At 66.1% G+C, this 15476-nt stretch carries 17 protein-coding genes; 11 read left to right on the top strand and 6 right to left on the bottom strand.

Annotated features, from left to right (window positions below; translation table 11 throughout):
• Positions 1 to 45: 45 nt before the first annotated feature.
• Positions 46 to 1308: an urea ABC transporter substrate-binding protein gene (gene urtA / locus ACSQ3M_RS02585; protein WP_436149277.1), complete on the bottom strand. Its 1263-nt coding sequence runs from the start codon at positions 1306 to 1308 to the stop codon at positions 46 to 48.
• 613 nt (positions 1309 to 1921) lie between these two features.
• Between urtA and rnr the strand changes: the two genes are divergently transcribed.
• The 4 genes from rnr (at position 1922) to rpmG (ending at position 5798) form a co-directional block, all read left to right on the top strand.
• Positions 1922 to 4273: a ribonuclease R gene (rnr, locus tag ACSQ3M_RS02580; protein WP_436148499.1), complete on the top strand. Its 2352-nt coding sequence runs from the start codon at positions 1922 to 1924 to the stop codon at positions 4271 to 4273.
• Positions 4274 to 4297: 24 nt separating this feature from the next.
• Positions 4298 to 4741 carry a DUF983 domain-containing protein gene (locus tag ACSQ3M_RS02575; RefSeq protein ID WP_436148498.1) on the top strand — a complete coding sequence of 148 codons (444 nt, stop codon included), beginning with the start codon at positions 4298 to 4300 and terminating at the stop codon, positions 4739 to 4741.
• Positions 4738 to 5472, top strand: a complete 735-nt coding sequence (locus tag ACSQ3M_RS02570; protein WP_436148497.1) for an NUDIX hydrolase — start codon at positions 4738 to 4740, stop codon at positions 5470 to 5472. The genes ACSQ3M_RS02575 and ACSQ3M_RS02570 overlap by 4 nt, the downstream gene beginning before the upstream one ends.
• 158 nt (positions 5473 to 5630) lie before the next feature.
• The gene (gene rpmG, locus ACSQ3M_RS02565; RefSeq protein ID WP_091828458.1) at positions 5631 to 5798 is read left to right on the top strand and encodes a 50S ribosomal protein L33; all 168 of its coding nucleotides are present in this window, start codon (positions 5631 to 5633) and stop codon (positions 5796 to 5798) included.
• Positions 5799 to 5883: 85 nt separating this feature from the next.
• Here the strand turns inward: rpmG and ACSQ3M_RS02560 are convergent, their stop codons facing one another.
• The gene (locus ACSQ3M_RS02560) at positions 5884 to 6210 is read right to left on the bottom strand and encodes a hypothetical protein (protein WP_436148496.1); all 327 of its coding nucleotides are present in this window, start codon (positions 6208 to 6210) and stop codon (positions 5884 to 5886) included.
• 275 nt (positions 6211 to 6485) lie between these two features.
• On the opposite strand from ACSQ3M_RS02560, the gene ACSQ3M_RS02555 reads away from it, so the two are divergent.
• The gene (locus ACSQ3M_RS02555; RefSeq protein WP_436148495.1) at positions 6486 to 6689 is read left to right on the top strand and encodes a hypothetical protein; all 204 of its coding nucleotides are present in this window, start codon (positions 6486 to 6488) and stop codon (positions 6687 to 6689) included.
• Positions 6690 to 6973: 284 nt separating this feature from the next.
• Here ACSQ3M_RS02555 and ACSQ3M_RS02550 read toward each other — a convergent pair whose 3' ends face one another.
• Both ACSQ3M_RS02550 and ACSQ3M_RS02545 read right to left on the bottom strand, forming a co-directional pair.
• Entirely contained in the window at positions 6974 to 8350 is a 1377-nt protein-coding gene (locus tag ACSQ3M_RS02550; protein WP_436148494.1) for a PleD family two-component system response regulator, read from the bottom strand.
• A 16-nt stretch (positions 8351 to 8366) separates the two neighbouring features.
• Complete coding sequence (locus ACSQ3M_RS02545; RefSeq protein WP_284170261.1) at positions 8367 to 8738, bottom strand: response regulator; 372 nt, start codon at positions 8736 to 8738, stop codon at positions 8367 to 8369.
• Positions 8739 to 8880: 142 nt separating this feature from the next.
• Between ACSQ3M_RS02545 and ACSQ3M_RS02540 the strand changes: the two genes are divergently transcribed.
• The gene (locus ACSQ3M_RS02540; RefSeq protein WP_436148493.1) at positions 8881 to 9171 is read left to right on the top strand and encodes a DUF3572 domain-containing protein; all 291 of its coding nucleotides are present in this window, start codon (positions 8881 to 8883) and stop codon (positions 9169 to 9171) included.
• The gene (locus tag ACSQ3M_RS02535; RefSeq protein ID WP_436148492.1) at positions 9168 to 10520 is read left to right on the top strand and encodes a DNA polymerase IV; all 1353 of its coding nucleotides are present in this window, start codon (positions 9168 to 9170) and stop codon (positions 10518 to 10520) included. Before ACSQ3M_RS02540 ends, ACSQ3M_RS02535 begins: the two co-directional genes overlap by 4 nt.
• Here the strand turns inward: ACSQ3M_RS02535 and ACSQ3M_RS02530 are convergent.
• Both ACSQ3M_RS02530 and ACSQ3M_RS02525 read right to left on the bottom strand, forming a co-directional pair.
• On the bottom strand, positions 10477 to 11298 hold the full coding sequence (locus ACSQ3M_RS02530) for a cell envelope integrity EipB family protein (RefSeq protein WP_436148491.1): 822 nt from the start codon (positions 11296 to 11298) through the stop codon (positions 10477 to 10479). The two genes, ACSQ3M_RS02535 and ACSQ3M_RS02530, sit on opposite strands and share 44 nt — an antisense overlap.
• Positions 11299 to 11404: 106 nt before the next feature.
• Positions 11405 to 11980, bottom strand: a complete 576-nt coding sequence (locus ACSQ3M_RS02525) for a TetR/AcrR family transcriptional regulator (protein ID WP_436148490.1) — start codon at positions 11978 to 11980, stop codon at positions 11405 to 11407.
• Positions 11981 to 12103: 123 nt separating this feature from the next.
• On the opposite strand from ACSQ3M_RS02525, the gene ACSQ3M_RS02520 reads away from it, so the two are divergent.
• The 4 genes from ACSQ3M_RS02520 to ACSQ3M_RS02505 all read left to right on the top strand — a co-directional run bounded on the left by ACSQ3M_RS02520 (position 12104) and on the right by ACSQ3M_RS02505 (position 15476).
• Entirely contained in the window at positions 12104 to 12916 is an 813-nt protein-coding gene (locus ACSQ3M_RS02520; RefSeq protein WP_436148489.1) for an SDR family NAD(P)-dependent oxidoreductase, read from the top strand.
• A gap of 105 nt (positions 12917 to 13021) precedes the next feature.
• The gene (locus tag ACSQ3M_RS02515) at positions 13022 to 13495 is read left to right on the top strand and encodes a RidA family protein (RefSeq protein ID WP_126110682.1); all 474 of its coding nucleotides are present in this window, start codon (positions 13022 to 13024) and stop codon (positions 13493 to 13495) included.
• Positions 13495 to 14244 (top strand): glycerophosphodiester phosphodiesterase family protein, encoded by a 750-nt coding sequence (locus ACSQ3M_RS02510; protein ID WP_436148488.1) that lies wholly within the window; start codon positions 13495 to 13497, stop codon positions 14242 to 14244. The genes ACSQ3M_RS02515 and ACSQ3M_RS02510 overlap by 1 nt, the downstream gene beginning before the upstream one ends.
• Positions 14241 to 15476, top strand: a complete 1236-nt coding sequence (locus ACSQ3M_RS02505) for a GNAT family N-acetyltransferase (RefSeq protein WP_436148487.1) — start codon at positions 14241 to 14243, stop codon at positions 15474 to 15476. Before ACSQ3M_RS02510 ends, ACSQ3M_RS02505 begins: the two co-directional genes overlap by 4 nt.

Raw genomic sequence — 15476 nt, 5'->3', positions numbered from 1 at the left:
AGGGCGGCCGGGCTTTCCGACCGTGCCGCCCTTCCCCCTCTTAGCTCAGGCGCCGCCGCCGCACTTGCCGGTCTTGACGTTGAAGTTGCCGCACTTCTTCTCGACCCAGTCGCCGACCAGGTCCTTGGAGCCATCGAGCTCCTTCGACCAGGCGTCACCGGCGACAAGACCGGTCTTCGACACGACGTCGAACTGGCCGTCGGCCTTGATCTCGCCGATCAGCACCGGCTTGGTGATGTGATGGTTCGGCAGCATCTTCGAGACCCCGCCGGTCAGGTTCGGCGCCTCGACACCGGGCAGCGCGTCGATGACCTTGTCGGGATCGAAGCTCTTGGCCTTCTCGACCGCCTTCACCCACATGGCAAAGCCGATGACATGGGCCTCCATCGGGTCGTTGGTGACGGCCTTCTCGTTCTTCTTGTAGGCCTTCCACTGCTTGATGAAGGCCTCGTTTTCCGGCGTCTTGACCGACTGGAAGTAGTTCCAGGCGGCGAGATGGCCGAGCAGCGGCTTGGTGTCGATGCCGGCGAGCTCTTCTTCACCGACCGAGAACGCCACGACCGGAATGTCGGTCGCCTTGATGCCCTGGTTGCCGAGTTCCTTGTAGAACGGCACGTTGGCATCGCCATTGATGGTCGAGACCACCGCGGTCTTCTTGCCGGCCGTGCCGAACTTCTTGATGTCGGAGACAATGGTCTGCCAGTCGGAGTGGCCGAACGGCGTGTAGTTGATCAGGATGTCCTCCTTCTTCACGCCCTTGGCGAGAAGATAGGCCTCCAGGATCTTGTTGGTGGTGCGCGGATAGACGTAGTCGGTGCCGGCGAGCACCCAGCGCTGGACCTTCTCCTCCTTGGCGAGGTAGTCGACGGCAGGGATCGCCTGCTGGTTCGGCGCGGCGCCGGTGTAGAACACGTTGCGCTCGCTCTCCTCGCCCTCGTACTGGACAGGATAGAACAGGATCGAGTTCAGCTCCTTGAACACCGGGAGCACCGACTTGCGCGAGACCGAGGTCCAGCAGCCGAACACGGCCGCGACCTTGTCCTTGACGATCAGCTCGCGCGCCTTCTCGGCGAAGAGCGGCCAGTTCGAGGCCGGGTCGACCACGACCGCCTCGAGCTTCTTGCCGAGCACGCCGCCCTTCTTGTTCTGCTCCTCGATGAGCATGAGCATGACGTCCTTCAACGTCGTCTCCGAGATCGCCATCGTGCCGGAGAGCGAGTGCAGGATGCCGACCTTGATGGTCTCTTGCGCCGCCGCCGGCAGCAGCGAGGAAAGAACCGTGGCGCCCGCGAAGGCGGCGCCGATGATCGTGCGACGAGTGAGTTTCACTGCGATATCCCCTGAGGTCCCTGTTGACCGCGCCCTTGCCGGGCACCAGCTGCCGTTCCAGCTGGCAGGGAAGTTCGCAAGCGACGTGCCAACCAGGGTCCGGGCCATCGGGGCATCGCAACAAGGCGTGTTCACGGCGGTTTCGCGAGCGATTTCCTGCCGACAGGCTCCCATCTTACGCAAGGATCATGCGTCGCAGCAGCAAGTGACCAGTCAATAGGCAGATCATCGGCCTACAAATTAGGCAACCGCACTCATTGCCAGCCTAGCGCCTGATTTTGTTGCAGTCGCGTGACCTGTGAGCCGCTGAATCTTTGCCGTTTACGAGGTGCTTGGAATCACCCTAGCCTCCTCCTTGTCGGTAACAACTGAAAGGAGGTGATCCAGTGTCTCATTGTCATCAACCGCTGTCGCGGGGACTGCGTGACCTGGTCTCGTCCCATGAGGGGTTCGGTTGCGCTTGAGTTTCCGTGACGCTTAGCCCTGTTACCGGGGCTGCGGTTCGGCAATGGAAGGGCTGCCCGCAAGGGCAGCCCTTCTCCGTTTCGGGCGGGAGTTCTGCACAGGCCGTTCTGGCGCGCCCGGCCATGGCATGGCAGAAACCTCCCATGTCCTTCGCGCCCAGCCGCTGCTGACGAGGCCCGAGCTTTTGTCCCGTCCTGATTCCGACCTCTCCCGCGACGCCATCCTCGCCTTCATCGAGGAGGAACGCGCCGCCGGCCGCGAGCCCGGCCGACGCGACATCGCCAAGGCCTTCCAGCTCGACGGTGGCGGCAAGATCTGGCTGAAGCGCCTGCTGCGCGAGCTCGAGCTGGAGGAGAACGGCGGAACCGGGCCGGTCAAGCCGCATTCCGCTCTGCCTGCCGTCCTGCTCTGCGAGGTCAAGACGCGCGACCGCGAGGGCGACCTCATCGCCGTCCCACTCGAATGGAACGAGGCCGATCAGGGCGAGGCGCCGAAAATCCTGCTCGAGCGTCAGCGCGACATGCGCCGCCAGCCGAAGACCGCGGCTGCGGCGGCCCCGGGCGTCGGCGACCATGTCCTGCTCAAGCTGACTAAGCTGCGCGGCGTCGAAGGCTACCAATGGTCCGGCCGCGCCCTCAAGGTGATGGGCAAGGCCAAGGCGCAGGTGCTCGGCATCTTTCGCGCCCTCCCCGACGGCTCCGGCCGGCTCATCCCCGTCGACAAGAAGGCGCAGGGACGCGAGGCGATTATTCCAAAGGGGCAAACCGCCAATGCCGAGGATGGCGATCTCGTCTCGGTCTCCTTCGCCCGCGAGAGCCGTTTCGGCCCGCCCCAGGCCAGGGTGCGCGAGCGGCTCGGTTCGCTGAAATCCGAGCGCGCGGTCTCGCTGATCGCGATCCATGCCCACGGCATTCCAAACGAGTTCTCGCCGGCAACACTCGCCGAAGCGGAGGCAGCCAAGCCCGCCACGCTCGCCGGCCGTGAGGACTGGCGCGCCTTGCCGCTGATCACCATCGATCCGGCCGACGCCAAGGATCATGACGATGCGGTCCACGCCGCGCCGGATGACGACCCGGACAATCCCGGCGGCCACATCGTCACCGTCGCCATCGCCGACGTCGCCTCATACATCCGGCCCGGCTCGGCGCTCGACCGCGAGGCGCTGGAGCGCGGCAATTCGGTCTATTTCCCCGACCGCGTCGTGCCGATGCTGCCCGAGCGGATCTCGAATGATCTCTGCTCGCTGCGCGGCGGCGAAGACCGGCCGGCGCTGGCCGTCCGCCTGATCCTCAAGGCCGACGGCAGCAAGAAAAGCCATTCCTTCCACCGCATCATGATGCGCTCGGCGGCGAAGCTCTCCTACCAGCAGACCCAGGCCGCGATCGACGGCAAGCCGGACGACCTCACCGCCCCGATCCGCGACAGCATCCTGATGCCGCTCTGGGCGGCCTATGGCTCGGCGGCGCGGGCCCGCGATGCCCGCCAACCGCTCGATCTCGATCTGCCCGAGCGCAAGCTCGTGCTCGATGCCAACGGCAAGGTCACCCGCGTGATCGTGCCCGAGCGGCTGGCCGCGCACCGGCTGATCGAGGAGTTCATGATCCTCGCCAACGTCGCTGCCGCCGAGACCCTGGAGAAGGCGAGCAGCCATCTGATCTATCGCTGCCATGACGAGCCCTCGCTCGAGAAGATGCGGGCGCTCGGCGAGGTGCTGGCCTCGATCAGCATCAAGCTGCCCAAGGACGGCGCGCTCAGGCCAGTGCTGTTCAACCGCATCCTCGCCATGATCAAGGGCTCGGAGAACGAGCTCCTACTTAACGAGGTCGTGCTGCGCACCCAGGCGCAGGCCGAATACGTCGCCGAGAATTACGGGCATTTCGGCCTCAACCTGCGCCGCTATGCCCATTTCACCTCGCCGATCCGCCGCTATGCCGACCTGATCGTGCACCGCGCTTTGGTCGCGGCGCTGAAGCTCGGCGATGACGGCCTGCCGAAAGCGACGACGCTTGCCGAACTACGCGAGGTCGCGACCCGGATCTCGGCGGCCGAGCGCCGCGCCATGGCGGCCGAGCGCGAGACCACCGACCGGCTGATCGCCCATTTCCTCGCCGACCAGATCGGCTCCAGCTTTGACGGCCGCATCGCCGGCCTCAACCGCGCCGGCCTCTTCGTCAAGCTCGACGGCACCGGCGCCGACGGCTTCATACCGGCATCGACGCTGGGCGCTGACTATTATCGTCATGACGAGCGCGCCCATGCCCTGGTCGGCGATCGTACCGGCGAGAGCTGGCGCCTCGGCGACCGCGTCCATGTCAAACTGGTCGAGGCGGCGCCCGTCGCCGGCGCCCTTCGCTTCGAGTTGCTCACCGAGGGCAGACCCGCGACATCCGACCGCTCTGGCAAAAGGTCACGGCCTGCTTTACCTATGGGGCGAAAGCAGGGCCGCCCCCCGCCCAAACGATCGGGCCGCAAACGCTGACGCCCCGCATAACGAAGACATCCCATGTCCATACATTGTCACCAACCCAAGCCGGTCCAGGCCCGCGACTGGCGTCAGGCTATGCGTCGCGGCCTCTTCGGCCGCTGCCCGCATTGCGGCGAGGGCCGGCTCTTCCGCGCCTTCCTGAAGCCGGTCGATTCCTGCGAGGCTTGCGGCGAGACGCTGCACCACCAGCGCGCTGACGACCTGCCGCCCTATATCGTCATCACCATCGTCGGCCATGTCGTGGTCGGCGGCATCCTGCTGGCGGAAAAGTACAGCAACTGGTCGATCGCCATGCACCTCTGGGTCTGGCTGCCGCTGACCGTGCTGCTCAGCCTCGCCCTGATGCAGCCGGCGAAGGGCGCGGTCATCGGCCTGCAATGGGCCATGCGCATGCACGGCTTCGGCGGCGCCATGCCCAAGCCCGAACGCCAGCCCGCGATGAAGGCCGTGGGGGGCCGATGAGCGACCATACGGTCACCCTGACGCAGGCCGAGCGGGCCCGCACCGCGGTCAACCTGCGCCCGCGCGATGCGGCGACCATGCTGATCCTCGATCATTCCGGGAAGAAGCCCAGGGTGCTGATGGGCAAGCGCCATGCCGGCCACAAATTCATGCCGGGCAAGTACGTCTTCCCGGGCGGGCGCATCGAGACGGGCGACCGCCGCATGGCCGCGAGCGGCACGCTCTCGGGCCCCTGCGAGCAGCGCCTGCTCGCCCGCTGCGTCCGCCCGAGCATCCAGCGTGGCCGCGCTCTGGCGCTGGCCGCGATTCGCGAGACCTTCGAGGAGACTGGGCTGCTTTTCGGCAGCGCCGATTACGGCGCGCCTGAAAACCCGCCCGAGGGCGTCTGGGCCGACTTCGCCGCCAAGGGCGTCTTCCCCGACCTCGGCGCCATCACCTTCGTTGCTCGCGCCATCACACCGCCGCGGCGGCCCAAGCGCTTCGACACGCGTTTCTTCGCGGTCGATGCCCGCGCCGTTGCCGCCAAGGTCGAGGACGTTATCGGCCCTGATTCGGAACTCGTCGATCTCGTCTCCGTCACCTTCGACGAGGCCCGTGAGCTCGACCTGCCGACCATCACCAAAGTGATCATCGCCGAGGTCGAGGAGCGGCTGAAGGCTGGATTCGGCCAGCATCTGCCGGTGCCGTTCTATTGGGAGAAGCGCGGCAGCTTCGTGCGCGAGCTGCTCTGACTCCATCGGGCAGCGGAAAATCCTTATCCCCTGCCCGATATTCCTTGACTTGCCACCGCCGATACGGCATTTCCCGCCCATCGGATTGCCGGGCTCGCCCGGCCATTTTGTTTTTTGCGCGGGCCGACGGCGGCCCCATCTGTATCGAGGGCTCCGCCATGGCCAAGGCCGTGACCATCAAGATCAAGCTCATCTCGACCGCGGACACCGGGTACTTCTACGTGACCAAGAAGAACTCGCGTACGATGACCGAGAAGATGTCGAAGAAGAAGTACGACCCGGTCGCGCGCAAGCACGTCGAGTTCAAGGAAACCAAGATCAAGTAAGGGCTTCGCCCTAAGCGCTTGATCCGATTCGAAGAGCCGCCGGTTTCCGGCGGCTTTTTCATGTCTGCCTTCCGAAACGCTGGCTTCAGAACGCCGGCTTCGGCACGAACAGGCAGAATGGCCTCTGCGACGGCGCGATCACTGTTCCCGTAAGCATCCCGCCGCTGCGGCAGACGTGGAAGCGCCCATCCCTTGAGACGCGCGTTGCCTGCTCCGGCACGAAATGTCCGTCATGGGTGAGATACCCGCCCGGAACGATGCGTGGATCCGGTTCTTTCGCATCGGCATCCAGGCCCATCGGCCAGCAATCCCGGTCGCTGCAGCAATCGTACGGGTACCAACTATGCGCGTAGACAGGCCCTCCGCCCCACGGCAGCATCGCGAGGCAGAGCGCCGATGCGATGAGACGCATGGGTCGCTCCTTGGCGAGGATGTCAGGCCAGCATCTTCGCAGCCGAATAGCAGGGCATGCGAATCGTTACTAGGTTAGCATGAGACAACGACGGTTAATGAGGTCTTACACCAGGCTGACGCTCAATTTTTGGCCAGTATTCGCTGAAAAATGGCGCCCCGAAACCATCAACACGAGGGGAACCCGCCGGTCGTGCGGCGTCGCTGGCGGCTCGGTCGCCGATCTTATACATTCGCCAAGCGACATGGCGCAGCCATGCCTGCGGGAGCACCGTCTTGGACAGCCATCCTGATCCAGCAGAACCGCATCCGCGCCCGAGCGGACTGCTGCGCGGCTTCCTGCGCCTGATCGTCGAGGTCGACGAGTCGCGCCGCTGGACGCATCGTCTGCGCGCCGCCCTTCTTCTTCTACTGCTGCTCGCCGGCTTTGGCCTGCTCGGTTACTGGCTGCCGGAGCTGATCGAGCGCTATCGGCGCTGATACAGGCTGCGAGCCAAACCCACCGGAGAATGAGGTGGCCGGCCGACGACGGGGCTGAGGAGGCCAGGATCCCGCCATCGACCGGCCGAGCCCAGCGGTAACCCAGGAGATGCGGCGGAACCTGGGCTTCCGAAGGGCATTCCGGACGGCCGCTCAAGCAGCCGTTCTCGTGGAAATCACCCTACGTGGAAGCCCTCTCGAATCAATCGAATCCGATTGATTCACCAATATTCATCGAAACTTAACCCTACTTGGAAACCTTACCGGCCAGGCACCCCTACCCTTCAGGCGGCGCTCGCGACAATGACGCGGTTGCGACCAGCGGCCTTAGCCCGGTACACCGCCTCGTCGGCCCGCTTCATCATCTGGACCGGCCCGGCATCGCCTGCGCGCCGGCTGGCGACCCCGATCGACACGGTCACCGTGATCGACCTCTGCCCGCGCTGGATCTGGAAGGGCTCGCCCTCGACCCGCTTGCGGATCCGCTCTGCCACCGCCTGGGCCGCATCGAGCGCCGTATCGGGCAGGACGACGACGACCTCCTCGCCGCCCATGCGCGCCACCAGGTCGATGCCGCGCGTGCAGGCGCGAATGCGGTCGGCGAACTCGCGCAGCACCTCGTCGCCGGCGTCGTGGCCCCAGCTGTCGTTGACCACCTTGAAGCGATCGACGTCGAGCACGAGCAACGAGAGCGCCCTGGCCCGGAGCGCCGACTCGTCGAACAGCACCGTAAGCCTGCTGTCGAGATAGCGGCGATTATGCAGGCCGGTGAGCTGGTCCATCACGGCCATCTCCATCGAGGACTGCACGCTGTCGCGCAGCCGCTCGGCGAAGCGCTTGCGGCGAACCAGCGTCCGGGCGCGCGCCAGCAATTCGTTCCGGTCGATCGGCCGAACCAGGAAGTCATGCGCGCCGATCTCGAGGCCGCGCAGCACACGGGCCCGGTCTTCAGCCTCGCCGAGCAGGAGCACTGACAGATTGCGGGTCCGCTCGAGCGAGCGCAGCTGGCTGCACAGTCGCAGGCCGTCATAGTTTTGCAGGTCGAGGCTCACCAGCACGATCTCGAAATCGCCTTCGGCAGCGCGGGTGAGCGCCGCCTGCGCATCCGGCTCGGTCTCGATCGAATGGAAGGCCGAGAGCGCCTGGACCAGCCTCTGGGCGACCAGGGGCCTGTCCTCGATCAGAAGGACGCGGCCATTGAGCCCGGTCTCGGCCGCCGCCGCCGCGAGCGGATCGGCAATGCCGAGCTGACGCGAGGCGAGCGCGCGCTGGCGCAATTCATCGGTGACCGATTTGAGCCGGACGAGGCTGCGCACGCGCGCAAACAGCGCGGTGTCGTCGATCGGCTTGGTCAGGAAATCGTCGGCGCCGGCATCGAGGCCCTTCAGCCGGTCGCTCGGCTGGTCGAGCGCCGTCACCATGACGACCGGGATATGGGCCGTGGTCGCGCTGTTCTTCAGCCGGCGGCAGACTTCGAAGCCGTTCATGCCCGGCATCATCACGTCGAGCAGGACGATATCCGCCTCACCGCGCTCGCAGATCGCCAGCGCCTCGATCCCGTTCGTCGCGGTGGCGACATCGAAATACTCGGCGTTGAGCTTGGCTTCGAGCAGTTTCACATTCGCGGGGATATCGTCGACGACCAGGACCCGGGCTGACATGGTTCAGCGCTTCCCCTCAGGCCGTGCCGAGATAGGCGCGAACAGTTTCCAGGAACTTCCCCACCGAGATCGGCTTCGAGATATAGGCCTCGCAGCCACCCTCGCGGATACGCTCCTCGTCGCCCTTCATCGCGAAGGCGGTGACCGCGATCACCGGAATCGACTTGAGCGCGTCGTCCTCCTTGATCCACTTCGTTACCTCCAACCCCGAGACCTCGGGCAGCTGGATGTCCATCAGGATCAGGTCGGGCCGGTGCGTACGGGCGAGCTCGATCGCCTCGATGCCGTCGGCCGTCTTGAGCGTCGCATAGCCATGGGCCTCCAACAGGTCGTTGAAGAGCTTCATGTTGAGCTCATTGTCCTCGACGATCAGAACCGTCTTTGTCATCTGTCCCCCAAGGCCGCCCCGCCAGGCATCCAATCAGACGGATTTCCCGGGCCGGCGGCCGCGTTCAGTGCTAGCTTTAGCATGCGAGCCGTTGACGAAACGCAAACCTGAAACCAGACTCGTCGGTCATAGATAGATAGCCATGCCGCACCCGATCACCAGCGAGGAAGCCGAGACGCTCGCACTGAAGGCCCTCGCCTTCCTGGCATCCGAGCCTGAACGGCTGGAGCCGTTCCTTGCTGTCACCGGGCTCGGCCCGGCCACCTTGCGCAGCGCCGCGCAGGAGCCTGGCTTCCTTCTGGGCGTGCTCGACCATCTCTGCGCCAGCGATTCGCTGCTGCTGGAGTTTGCCGGAAACTTAAGCCTGAATCCGGAGATCGTCGCGCAAGCGCGCGAAATCCTCGCCGGCCCCCCCGAAGCCTTCGAGCCATGACCTTGTCGGCGGACGCCACCAGCTCAGGCCGGGTGCTCTGCCGCGATTGCCTGCAGGATCATGACGAGGCGCGTTCACCGCCCGGTCTGCGCCGCTGCCCGGCCTGCGGTTCGCCGCGGCTGCTGCGCCATGCCGAGCGCGACAGCCTCCATCTCGCCCATATCGATTGCGACGCCTTCTATGCCGCGATCGAGAAGCGCGACGACCCCAGCCTGCTCGACAAGCCGGTGATCGTCGGCGGCGGCAAGCGCGGCGTGGTCTCGACCTGCTGCTACATTGCCCGCATGTCAGGCGTGCGCTCGGCCATGCCGATGTTCAAGGCGCTGAAGGCCTGCCCTGAAGCGGTCGTGGTCAAGCCGAACATGGCGAAATACGTCGCCGTCGGCCGCCAGGTCCGCAAGCTGATGCAGGAATTGACGCCGCTGGTCGAGCCGATCTCGATCGACGAGGCCTTCCTCGATCTCGGCGGCACCGAACGCCTCCACCACGCCAGCCCGGCCGTCACGCTTGCCCGCTTCCAGCGCAGGATCGAGGACGAGATCGGCATCACCATCTCGGTCGGGCTGTCCTACGCCAAGTTCCTGGCCAAGGTCGCCTCCGATCTCGACAAGCCCCGCGGCTTCTCGATCATCGGTGAGGCCGAGGCTGTCGCCTTCCTCGCCCAGAAGCCGGTCGGCATGATCCCGGGCGTCGGCCAGGCGGGCGCGGCGAAGCTGGCGCAATCGGGCTTTCGCACCATTGGCGACCTCGCCAAGGCCGAGATCGCCACGCTCTATCGGCTGGTCGGCAAGGACGGGCCGCGCCTGAAAAACCTCGCGCTCGGCATCGACCCGCGCAAGGTCACGGTCGAGCACGAGGCCAAGACCGTCTCATCCGAAACGACGCTCGATGTCGATCTCGCGCGCTTCGAGGAGCTGGAACCGATCCTCTGGCGCCTCTGCGAGAAGACCTCGCGGCGCCTGAAGACACAGGAGCTCGCCGGGCGCACCGTCACCCTCAAGCTCAAGACCCATGATTTCCACCTCATCACCCGCGCCGTCCGCCTGCCCGAGCCGAGCCAACTCGCGGCGCGTCTCTTTTCCGCGGGGCGCGACCTGCTCAAACGCGAATGCACCGGGCCGCGCTATCGGCTGATCGGCATCGGCATGAGCGACTTCTCCGATCCGGCCGAGGCCGACCGCGGCGATCTCGCCGACCTGCAGACGCCGAAGCTGAAAGCGATGGAAAGCGCGCTCGACGCGGTGCGTGCCAAATTCGGCGACGCCGCGATCGAAAAGGGCCTGTCGCTGCGCGATACCCGCCGCGCTACTTCGCGCACTCGGTCGCCGGAAGCAGATCCAGACGCGTGAGCGTGCCGCGCAGTGCGAACGAGCCGTAATCGAGCCGGATCGCGCCGGTAACACCGTTCTCATAGAGCTCGAAGGAGACGGTATAGGCCGGGGTGCTCTCACCCGAACCGACCTTGAAATAGGAGATCGTCACCGGCCAGCGGGCGAGCTTTTCGAATTCCGGCTTCCGCAGCGGCGCCTCGGTGGCGGGCGTCGCAATCTTCCGGCCGATCACCGAGAGCGTGTCGTAGACGTCCTTGCCGGAATTGGCGCCATCATAGAGGCGGACGTTGAAGGTGTTCTGCCCGGCCCGCGCCGCCTTGATCACCGCCTTCATCTGCTCGTTCGGGAACATCGCTGCGCTCGCCTCGCGATGCATCTCGGCCTTGGGCGCGCGCAAGCTGACCTCATAGCCGGCCTCGCCCTTCTTGGCCGTGCCATCGACGATGTCGGCGGGCGCACCGGCGGCCGAGCTCTCGGTCTTGAAGCGGTAGCTCTTGGCGTCGCCTTCCTCGAAGCTCGTGGTGCGGGCATCGATGACGCGCGGCCCGCCTTCGCTGGTCAGTTCCGTGACCTGGCGGAAGGAAAGCGCATAGCCGTCGCAGGCGTCGCCGGAGAAGTCGAAGGCGATGCGGCCGCGCGCCGTGGTGATGTCGCGCGACGGCTTGCCGTCGTCGAGAACGAGATCATAGACCGCCCGATGTGGCACCAGCACGACGCGATCTGTCGGGCTCTGAGCCCAAGCTCCCGCAGCCGCCATCACCGCCAGGCCTGCGATCCCGCCGCGATACGTCTTCATGCCGATCCTCGATTCGCGCTCTGCTTAAGTCGAACTGCAGCCCTGCGAATCTAGGTGCATTGCGGCAATGGCGCAAACAAGGCGGCCCGCATCGTCGCGCGTCCGATTAGGGGGCTTCTGCTCGCAGCGCAGCCCCCGCCGCAGCAAGCACCTCTTCTGAAAGCGCTTTATCCTCGACCATCCGGGACAGCACGAGCGCTCCGATGAGCGTGGCGTAACTCGCAAGGGCTGCGGCTCGCCGCTCCTCTTCGGTCGTCCCCGGCATGACGGATGACAGGCTCGTTATCGCCGCGCGCGCACCCTCCGTCGCGACAGCACGCGACGCTTCGCCCAAGCGCGCGATATCGCAACCGAGTGCCGCCACCGGGCAACCATGTCCGGGATCGTCCCGGTGCAGCGGCGATAGATAGCGGCTGGCGATCGCCTGCAAAGGCGCCTCCGGTTCCGCCGCCTTGGCCTCCTCCAGCCAGTTGTTGGCATTGCTGAAGGCGCGCCCGAGCGCCTGCGCGGCCAGCTCGTCCTTCGAGGCGAAATGTCCGTAGAAGCCGCCATGGGTCAGTCCGACCGCCTTCATCACATCGGCGACGCCGACCCCGTCGAAGCCGCGCTCGCGAAACAGCGTCGCCGCCGTTTCGAGAATGCGCTCGCGATTCTCCAGCATCTGTTCGCGGCTGACCCGCATCGACCCGCTCCTCTGAGAATCCGAAAAATCCAGCCTTGACTCTTTATATGATGATCGTCATTTAAATTCAATCATGATGACTATCATGAATAACATGATGTCGAACCCGAACAGGAGATGGACATGGTTACGCAGCAGCTCGGCACCGCCCTCATCACCGGCGCATCGACCGGGATAGGTGCCGTCTACGCCGACAGATTGGCCCGCCGTGGCTATGACCTCATCCTCGTCGCCCGCGATGAGGCGCGCCTTTCCGCCCTCGCCGAGCGCCTCGGCCGCGAGACCGGCCGCAAGGTCGAATGGCTCAAGGCCGATCTGACAGCCAAGGCGGATCTCGCTTTCGTCGAGCAGCGCCTGCGCGAGGACGAGAGCCTGACCGTGCTGGTCAACAATGCCGGCATGTCCGTCGCCGGGACACTGGTCGAAGGCGATATCGACCGCTTCCAGACCATGATCGAGCTCAATGTCATCGCACCGACCCGCCTCGCCGCCGCAGCCGCCCGCAACTTCGCCGCCCGCAAGCAGGGCGCCATCATCAACATCGCCTCGGTGCTGGCGCTCGCGCCGGAGCTGTTCAACGGCAGCTACAGCGGCACCAAGGCCTATGTGCTGAACCTCAGCCTCTCATTGCAGAAGGAGCTCGAGGCGGCCGGCGTCCGCGTCCACGCCGTGTTGCCGGGAGCCACCCGCACCGAGATCTGGGCCCGGGCAGGCGTCAATGTCGACGGCTTCCCGCCCGAGATGGTGATGGAGGTCGACGACATGGTCGATGCGGCGCTGGCCGGCTTCGACCAGGGCGAGCTCGTCACGATACCGTCGCTGCCCGATCCGGCCGATTTCGAGCGCTACAGCGCGGCGCGGCTGGCGCTCGGCCCCAATCTCTCGCGCAACCGGCCCGCCGAGCGCTATCGCACGGTGCGTGCCGACGCCGCCTGATCCGCCCTGCTCGGCAGGCACATCGGCCAAGCCGCGTCGCGCTTGCGACCCGGCTTGGCATCGGCGATGAAAGGCTCCTGTTCAGATCCGGTCAGGAGCCCTCCGATGAACGCTGTCGACACCAAGCTCGCCGCCCTCGGCATCACCCTGCCCGCCCCGGCCGCCCCGGTCGCGAACTATGTGCCCTATGTCATCACCGGCAACCTGCTGATCATCTCCGGCCAGATCTGCTTCGGCCTCGATGGCAAGCTCTCCGACGCGCACAAGGGCAAGCTCGGCGCCGAGATATTCAACGAGGCCGGGCTCGAGGCGGCCAAGCTCTGCGCCATCAACGTCCTCGCCCAGGCCAAGGCGGCGCTCGGCGGCGATCTCGGCCGGATCGTGCGCTGCGTCCGCCTCGGCGGCTTCATCAACGCCGCACCGCATTTCGCCGCCCTGCCGGCGATCATGAACGGCGCTTCCGACTTCATGGTCGAGGTTCTCGGCGATGCCGGCCGCCATGCCCGCTCGACCGTCGGTGTCGCCAACCTGCCGGCCGACGCCGCCGTCGAGGTCGAAGCCATGTTCGAGATCGCCTGATGAAGGCGGAAGCCTGGCTCACCGCCCGCCCGATCGCGCATCGTGGCCTGCACGATGCCGCCGGCGGCGTGATCGAGAACTCGCTCTCGGCGGCCGCGGGCGCGATCGCCGGCAACTTCGCCATCGAATGCGACGTCCAGCTCAGCGCCGATGAGGATGCGGTCGTCTTCCACGACTTCGTTCTCGACCGGCTCACCGCCGAGACCGGCCGCGTCGATGCTCGCAAGGTTGCCGAGCTCGCGCAGATCGGCCTGAAGGGCGCGAGCGACCGTATTCCGACGCTGACCGCCTTCCTCGACGCCATCGGCGGCCAGACACCCCTGGTGATCGAGGTGAAGAGCCGTTTCGACGGCGACCTGCGCTTGGCCAAGCGCACCGCTGAGATCCTCGCCGGTCACAAGGGCCAGCCGATCGTGCTGAAATCCTTCGATCCGGTGATCGTCGCCGCCTTCCGCGAGCTCGCGCCCGGCTTCGCCCGCGGCATCGTCGCGATGAACGAATACGGCTATGCCGATTACGACCATCTCTCGGCTTCGCAGAAGCACGCGCTCGCCAACCTCCTGCACTTCGAGGAGAGCCGGCCTGACTTCGTCTCCTGGAAGGTCGCCGACCTGCCGAGCGCCGCGCCCTTTCTCTGCCGCAAGGCGCTGGGCCTGCCGCTGATGAGCTGGACGGTGCGCACGCCGGACGATCGCGCCCGCGCTGCCGAGCATGCCGACCAGATGGTCTTCGAGGGCTTTCTGCCTTGAGCGAAACCGGCGCGCGCGAAACTCTCCGAGTCCGCGTCGTCACCTCGCTGAAAAGCGTCCCGGCCACAGACTGGGACGCCTGCGCCAATCCGGGCGCCGGCCGGCCGCTTGAATCGGCATCCGAGCAAGCGGATTCAATCTCTCAAGCAGACCCGGACAACCCCTTCGTTTCGCACGCCTTTTTGCGCGCGCTGGAAGAGAGCGGCTGCGTCGGCGGCCGCACCGGCTGGTCGCCGGCCTATCTCCTGGTCGAAGATGCGAACGACCGCCTGATCGCCGCCGCGCCGTCCTTCGTGAAGGGCCATAGCCAGGGCGAATACGTCTTCGACCAGAGCTGGGCCGAGGCCTATATGCGCGCCGGCGGCCGCTACTATCCGAAGATCCAGGTCGCGGCCCCGTTCACGCCCGCCACCGGCCCGCGCCTGCTCGTCGCCGAGGGGGCTCAGGCGAGCGAGGCACGCGAAGCCCTGATCGCCGGACTGGACGCACTTCGCGAGCAGGTCCGCGGCTCGTCGATCCATGTCACCTTCGCGCAGGAGCCGGACATGACGGCGCTGCTCGAGGCAGGTTTTCTCGAACGCCACGACATCCAGTTCCATTGGCAGAACCAGGGCTTCGCCAGTTATGACGACTTCCTCGGCACGCTCGCCTCGCGCAAGCGCAAGGCGCTGAAGCGCGAGCGGCGCGAGGCCCTCTCCGCCGGCATCGAGGTCGCGGTGCTCTCCGGTTCCGAGCTCACCGAAAGCGTCTGGGACGATTTCCACGCGTTCTACGAGGACACCGGCTCACGCAAATGGGGGCGGCCCTATCTCAACCGCCGCTTCTTCTCGGAAATCGGGCAGCGCATGGGCGAGCGCGTCGTGCTGATGCTCGCCCGCCGCGCCGGCCGCAACATCGCCGGCGCTATCAATTTCCGTGGCGGCAACACGCTCTATGGCCGGAACTGGGGCTGTATCGAGGATCACCCCTTCCTGCATTTCGAGCTCTGCTACCATCAGGCCATCGACTACGCGATCGCGCACAAGCTCGTCCGCGTCGAGGCCGGCGCCCAGGGCGAGCACAAGCTCGCGCGCGGCTACCGCCCGGTGATCACTCGCTCGGCCCATCTCCTCGCCGATCCCGGCCTTGCCCGCGCCGTTGCCGCCTATCTGCCCGGCGAGCGCCGTGAGATCAGCTCTGCAGTGGCTGCGCTTGCGCAGGAGAGCCCCTTCCGCAAGGCTGGCGACATCTGA

Source organism: Allobosea sp. LjRoot90 (genome assembly GCF_964254315.1).
GTDB lineage: Bacteria > Pseudomonadota > Alphaproteobacteria > Rhizobiales > Beijerinckiaceae > Allobosea.
Note: the sequence above shows the minus strand (reverse complement) of the source record. Positions and strands in the feature narration are given on the sequence as shown.